The sequence below is a fragment of the Micromonospora sp. NPDC023633 genome (assembly GCF_040640035.1).
GTDB lineage: Bacteria > Actinomycetota > Actinomycetes > Mycobacteriales > Micromonosporaceae > Micromonospora.
The window spans coordinates 1-5,853 of the sequence record NZ_JBFABB010000224.1 but is presented as its reverse complement, the minus strand read 5'-3'; the positions used below and the strand labels follow the sequence as shown (position 1 = coordinate 5,853).

Genomic DNA, 5,853 nt, shown 5'->3' with positions numbered 1-5,853 from the left:
CATCCGCATCCCGGTGCACATGGTCGAGCAGGTCAACCGCATGGTCCGGGCCCGCCGCGAGCTCTCCGTCTCGCTGGGCCGCGAGCCCACCGTCGTCCCCGTCCCCGCGCACCCGGGCCGCACCCCTCGGCCGCGTAGCACCGCCGCGCGGCCGATTCCGCCGCCATCCGCCCGTCCGGCGACCCACCTTCCCGCCGGACCGGCACCCGGAATCGGACCGAGGGGTCACCCATGCTCGCCTTCGCACCTCTGCACGACGCCGTCGGCGCCGCCGGCCGCGCGCTCGGCTGGTTCACCACCCTGCTCGAACCGCTGGCCGGCGACGCGGCCACGGCCGCCGCCATTGTCGTCCTCACCGTCGCCGTCCGGTTGCTGATCTCGCCGCTCACCCTCGCGCAGGTCCGCGGGGAGCGGCGCCGCGCGGCGCTCGCCCCCGAGGTCCGCGAGCTCCAGCGGCGGTACGCGGACGACCCGGCCCGGTTGCAGGGCGAGTTGTTCGCGCTCTACCGGGCCAACGGGGCCAGCCCGGTGTCCGGCTGCCTGCCGCTGCTGCTCCAGGCCCCGGTCCTGCTGGTGATGTACCGGCTCTTCACCACCGCCGAGGGTGGCACCGGGCTGCTCGACGAGCGGCTGGCCGGCGTGCCGCTGGGCCACCACCTCGGCGACGGGTGGGGCGGCGGCGCGCTGCCGCTGTTCGGCGTCCTGCTGGCGGCCCTGCTCGCGCTCGCCTGGTGGACGTCGCGGCGGATGCGGCGCGCGGCGGATGCGACCGGCACGGTGGCCGGTACGCCGACCGAGGGGCCCGGCGCGGCCGTGCTCGGCCGGCTGCTGCCGCTGCTGCCCTACACGACGGTGCTGGTGGCGCTGGTGCTGCCGCTGGCCGCGGTGATCTACCTGGTCACCACCACCGCCTGGTCGGCGGCGGAGCAGGCGGTGCTGCGCCGCCCGCGCCCCGCGCCGGCGGACATCGATGGGCGTTGACATCTGCGGAGTCGGCACGTACAACTCGTGAGAGAGCGCTCTCTCGACCGTCCCCGCAGAGAGGCACGTCAATGACACCTGCCCCGGCGGCACCCGCCGCCCCGCCCCCGCGACGCCGCTTGACCCTGGCGTTGGCCCTCCTCACCGCCGCCACGACCGCCCTGACCGCAATGACGGTGACCGCCAACGCGGCGGTCCCGGCGCCCGCGCCCGGCTGGAGTCTGGTGTGGAGCGACGACTTCACCGGTGCCGCCGGCACGCTGCCGTCCGCCGCCAACTGGATCATCGACACCGGCACCAGCTATCCCGGCGGCCCGCCGAACTGGGGCACCGGGGAGATCCAGACCTACACCAACAGCGCGGCCAACGTCAGCCACGACGGCGGCGGCAACCTGCGGATCACCCCGCTGCGCGACGCCTCGGGCGGCTGGACCTCGGCCCGGATCGAGACGGTGCGCAGCAACTTCAAGCCCCCGTCCGGCGGCGTGCTGGCCATCGAGGGTCGGATCCAGATGCCCAACGTCACCGGGGCCCAGGCGGCCGGCTACTGGCCGGCGTTCTGGGCGCTCGGCTCGCCGTACCGGGGCAACTACCAGAACTGGCCGGGCATCGGCGAGTTCGACGTCATGGAGAACGTCAACGGCCTCAACTCGGTCTGGGGGGTGCTGCACTGCGGGGTGGCCCCCGGCGGGCCGTGCGACGAGTTCAACGGCATCGGCGCGTCCCGGGCCTGCCCCGGCAGCACCTGCCAGTCGGCCTTCCACACCTACCGGTTCGAGTGGGACGCCTCGGCCAGCCCGCAGCAGTTGCGCTGGTACGTCGACGGGCAGCTCTACCACAGCGTGAGCCAGACCCGGGTCGGTGAGCCGTACTGGTCGCAGATGACCAACCACGCCGGCTACTTCCTGCTGCTCAACGTGGCGATGGGCGGGGCCTTCCCGAACGGGGTGGCCGGTGGTGCCACGCCGACCGCCGCCACCGTCCCGGGTCGCCCGATGCTGGTCGACTACGTGGCGGTGTACAGCCGGGGTGGCGGCACCGCGCCGCCGACGACCCCGCCGCCGACGACCCCGCCGCCCGGCGGGGTGCGGGACGCGTACGCGACCATCCAGGCGGAGGCGTTCAGCGCGCAGAACGGCGTACTCGTCGAGGCGTGCGCCGAGGGCGGACAGAACATCGGCGCGCTGCGCAACGGCGACTGGGTACGGTTCGACAACGTCGAGTTCGGGGCCACGCCGCCACGCGACTTCGTCGCCCGCGTCGCCTCCGGCGCGGCGGGCGGGGTCAGTGGGCTGGTGGAGGTCCGGCTGGACAGCTCGACCAGCCCGCCGATCGGCAGCTTCGCGATCGGGAACACCGGCGGCTGGCAGAGCTGGCGTTCGGTCCCCGGCAACGTCGCCGGCCCGACCGGCCGCCGGACCGTCTACCTGACCTTCACCAGTGGACAGCCCGCCGACTTCGTCAACGTCAACTGGTTCACCTTCCGCCGTTGAGCCGCGCGGAGCCCCCGGCCGTCGCCGGGGGCTCCGCCGCCCCGCGGGCTCCGGTCGCCTCCCGCCCCGCGGGCTCCGGTCGCCTCCCGCCCCGCGGGCTCCGGTCGCCTCCCGCTTGGGGGGTTCCGGGCGCCTCCCGTCCGGCGGGCTCCGGTCGCTCGCCGTCCGCCCGGCGGGTGCCTGTCCCACGCTGCCGCGGGCGACTCTGGACAGAAACAGTTAACACTCCTAATAATAGGCGTCAATGTCGATGCCGGTGGATGGCGTCCAGGTGTGGAGGGTGTCGTGAAACGATCCAGATCTCTGGTGTTCTCGCTGGTCACAGCCGTGGTTGCGGCGCTCGGCGCGGTGTGGGTGGCGATGCCCGCGTTCGCCGCCGGGGTGACCGCCAGCTTCGTCAAGACGGCCGACTGGGGATCGGGCTGGGAGGGGAAGTACACGATCACGAACGGGGGCGGGTCCACGGTCGACGGCTGGGCCGTCGCCTTCGACCTGCCGGCCGGCACCACCGTCGGCAGCTACTGGGACGCGCTGCTGACCTCGTCGGGCCAGCGGCACACCTTCACCAACCGGTCCTGGAACGGCCGTATCGCCCCGGGCGCCTCGGTCTCGTGCGGCTTCCTCGGCTCCGGGCCGGGCACGCCCACCAACTGCCAGCTCAACGGCACGGCGTGCGGCGGGGGCACCAACCCCACCACCGCGCCGCCCACCACCGCACCGCCGACGACCGCACCGCCGACGACCGCGCCCCCGACCACGCCGCCCCCGACGAGCCCGCCGCCGAACACCGGCCTGCCGAAGCACCTCCTCACCGGGTACTGGCACAACTTCGACAACCCGGCGGTCGAGCTGCGGCTGCGCGACGTCCCGGCCGAGTACGACGTCGTCGCGGTCGCCTTCGCCGAGGCCACCGCCACCCCCGGGGCGGTCACCTTCGCTGTCGACCCCGGCCTGTCCACCGCGCTCGGCGGCTACACCGACGCCGACTTCTCCGCCGACGTGCGCGCCCTCCAGTCCCGGGGCAAGAAGGTGATCATCTCCGTCGGCGGCGAGACGGGCCGGGTGGCGGTCAACGACGCCGCCTCCGCCGCCGCGTTCAGCGACAGCGTCCACGCGCTGATCCAGCGGTACGGCTTCGACGGGGTCGACATCGACCTGGAGAACGGGCTGAACCCGACCTACATGGCTCAGGCGTTGCGCTCGTTGCGGACCAGGGTGGGCGCGGGCCTGATCATCGCGATGGCCCCGCAGACCATCGATATGCAGTCCCCGGAGAGCAGCTACTTCAAGCTGGCGCTCGACATCAGGGACATCCTCACCGTCGTGAACACCCAGTTCTACAACTCGGGGGCGATGCTCGGCTGCGACCGCAACGCCGCGTACAGCCAGGGGACGGTGAACTTCATCGTCGCGCTGGCCTGCATCCAACTGGAGGCCGGGCTCCGCCCGGACCAGGTCGGCCTCGGCCTGCCGGCCGGCCCCGGCGCGGCCGGCGGCGGCATCGTCGCACCCGCCGTGGTCAACGCCGCGCTGGACTGCCTGGCCCGCGGCACCAACTGCGGCAGCTTCCGCCCGCCGCGCACCTACCCGGGTATCCGTGGCGCGATGACCTGGTCGGTGAACTGGGACGTGACCAACGGCAACACCTTCGCCCGCACGGTGGCCCCCCACCTCGACACCCTCCCCTGACCCCCCGCCCCGCCCCACCCCCACCCCCACCCCCACCCCTCACCCCCCGGCCCTGGCCCGAACCCACCAAACCAGCGTCGATCACGCAGTCGTGGTGGTCCGCAGAAGCCGCGTATGCGGTCACACCCGGCACCACGGCTGCATGATCGACGCGGTGGGGGTGGGGCGCGACGGGGCGGGGTGGCGGGGGCGGGAAGTGGGCGGGTGGGGGTGGGGTCAGGGGGTGGCGTCGGCGTGGTCGCGGTGGCGGGCGCGGCGGCGACGGGTCTTCTTGATCGCCCACAGGCCGATCATCACGACGAAGATGGCGATGATGCCGTAGTCGAACCACTTGCTGTACTGCTCGATCTGCTGCCAGCGGGAGCCGAGCGCGTATCCCAGGCCGACGAAGAGCGCGTTCCAGATGCCGCTGCCCAGCGTGGTGAACGCGATGAACTCCGGCAGCGGCATCCGGTTGGCCCCGGCGGGGATGGAGATCAGGCTGCGCACCACCGGCATCATCCGGCCGAAGAGCACCGCCCAGCGGCCGTGCCGCTCGAACCAGCGGTCGGCCCGCTCCAGGTCGTCGAGGTCGACCAGGGGCAGCCGGTCGAGCCAACGCTTGAGCCGGTCCTCGCCGGCGGCCGCGCCCAGCCAGTAGAGGACGAGTGCCCCGGCCAGGGAACCGGCGGTGGCGGCGAGCCCCACCAGGACGACGTTGAACCGTCCCTCGCTGGCCAGGTAGCCGGCCATCGCCAGGACGATCTCGCTCGGGATCGGCGGGACGATGCTCTCCAGGGCGACCAGCAGGGCCACCCCGACGGCGCCGGCGGCGTCGATCACTCCCGCCACCCACCCGGTCAGGCCGCCGAGTTCGGTCGGGTCGACGTTTTCGGCGAGTGCCATCGCGATCCTTTCGGCCGGGTGCGGATCAGAATCCTCTACCCTTCGGCCCGACCGTCACACCTGCCCGTGAGTCGGGCCACCCGGTTCAGTCCTCCGGGTGCAGCGCCGCGTCGGCCGGCCCCCGCCGCCAGCCGGTGAACCGGACCCGCAGGCCCGCCCGGGTGGGGGAGCAGCAGTACGGCCCGGCCGTCGCCACCGCCTCCGGGGCCAGCGGGGCGAGCCGGACCAGCCGCCACGGCTCGTCGTCGGACCGGGCCCGTACGGTGAGCGCGTCCCGGCCGCGGCTGACCCGGACGGTCACCTCCCGGCCGGCCCACAGCGGCACCGGGGCGACCGACCAGTCGGAGACCTCCCGGGTCACCACGGCGCCGACCTGCGGCTGGCCGTCGCTGACCTCGACCCCCGCCTTGACCCAGTTCCGTTCGTCCACCCGCACCAGCACGCCGGCCTGGTCGAACTGCTCGCCGTAGTCGAGGACGAAGGCCACCTCCACCGCCTCGCCGACGGGCAGCGGCGCGAGCAGCGCCGGGGCGTCGTCGTGGACGAAGCCGTACGAGGTGTGCCGCCACAGGTCGCTGCCCTCGGCCGGCTGCACCAGCAGCTCGCCCGCCCGTCCGCTCTCGACCCGCACCGGCTCGTTCCACCACTCACCCTCGGCCCAGTCGACCGGCCGCTCCGCGTTGCCCATGCCGGCGACCGTACCGCCGGCCCGCGAGCTGGCGCGACCGGCCCGCGAGCTGGCGCGACCGGCGCGACCGGCCCGCGAGCTGGCGCGACCGGCCCGCGAGCTGGCGCGACCGGCGCG

The 5,853-nt window shown here is 74.0% G+C and carries 5 protein-coding genes; 3 read left to right on the top strand and 2 right to left on the bottom strand.

Annotated elements, in window-relative coordinates:
* Positions 1 to 231: 231 nt before the first annotated feature.
* The 3 genes from AB0G13_RS33725 to AB0G13_RS33715 all read left to right on the top strand — a co-directional run bounded on the left by AB0G13_RS33725 (position 232) and on the right by AB0G13_RS33715 (position 4,163).
* A complete protein-coding gene (locus tag AB0G13_RS33725) occupies positions 232 to 981 on the top strand; it encodes a membrane protein insertase YidC (RefSeq protein WP_357883454.1) in 750 nt (249 codons plus the stop codon).
* 71 nt (positions 982 to 1,052) lie between these two features.
* Positions 1,053 to 2,474 (top strand): carbohydrate-binding protein, encoded by a 1,422-nt coding sequence (locus tag AB0G13_RS33720; protein WP_357883451.1) that lies wholly within the window; start codon positions 1,053 to 1,055, stop codon positions 2,472 to 2,474.
* Positions 2,475 to 2,759: 285 nt separating this feature from the next.
* Positions 2,760 to 4,163, top strand: a complete 1,404-nt coding sequence (locus tag AB0G13_RS33715) for a cellulose binding domain-containing protein (RefSeq protein WP_357883448.1) — start codon at positions 2,760 to 2,762, stop codon at positions 4,161 to 4,163.
* A 216-nt stretch (positions 4,164 to 4,379) separates the two neighbouring features.
* Here AB0G13_RS33715 and AB0G13_RS33710 read toward each other — a convergent pair whose 3' ends face one another.
* Together AB0G13_RS33710 and AB0G13_RS33705 are read right to left on the bottom strand one after the other, a co-directional pair.
* Positions 4,380 to 5,048 carry a DedA family protein gene (locus AB0G13_RS33710; RefSeq protein ID WP_357883445.1) on the bottom strand — a complete coding sequence of 223 codons (669 nt, stop codon included), beginning with the start codon at positions 5,046 to 5,048 and terminating at the stop codon, positions 4,380 to 4,382.
* An 85-nt stretch (positions 5,049 to 5,133) separates the two neighbouring features.
* Entirely contained in the window at positions 5,134 to 5,736 is a 603-nt protein-coding gene (locus AB0G13_RS33705) for a DUF1349 domain-containing protein (RefSeq protein ID WP_357883442.1), read from the bottom strand.
* Positions 5,737 to 5,853 lie beyond the last annotated feature (117 nt).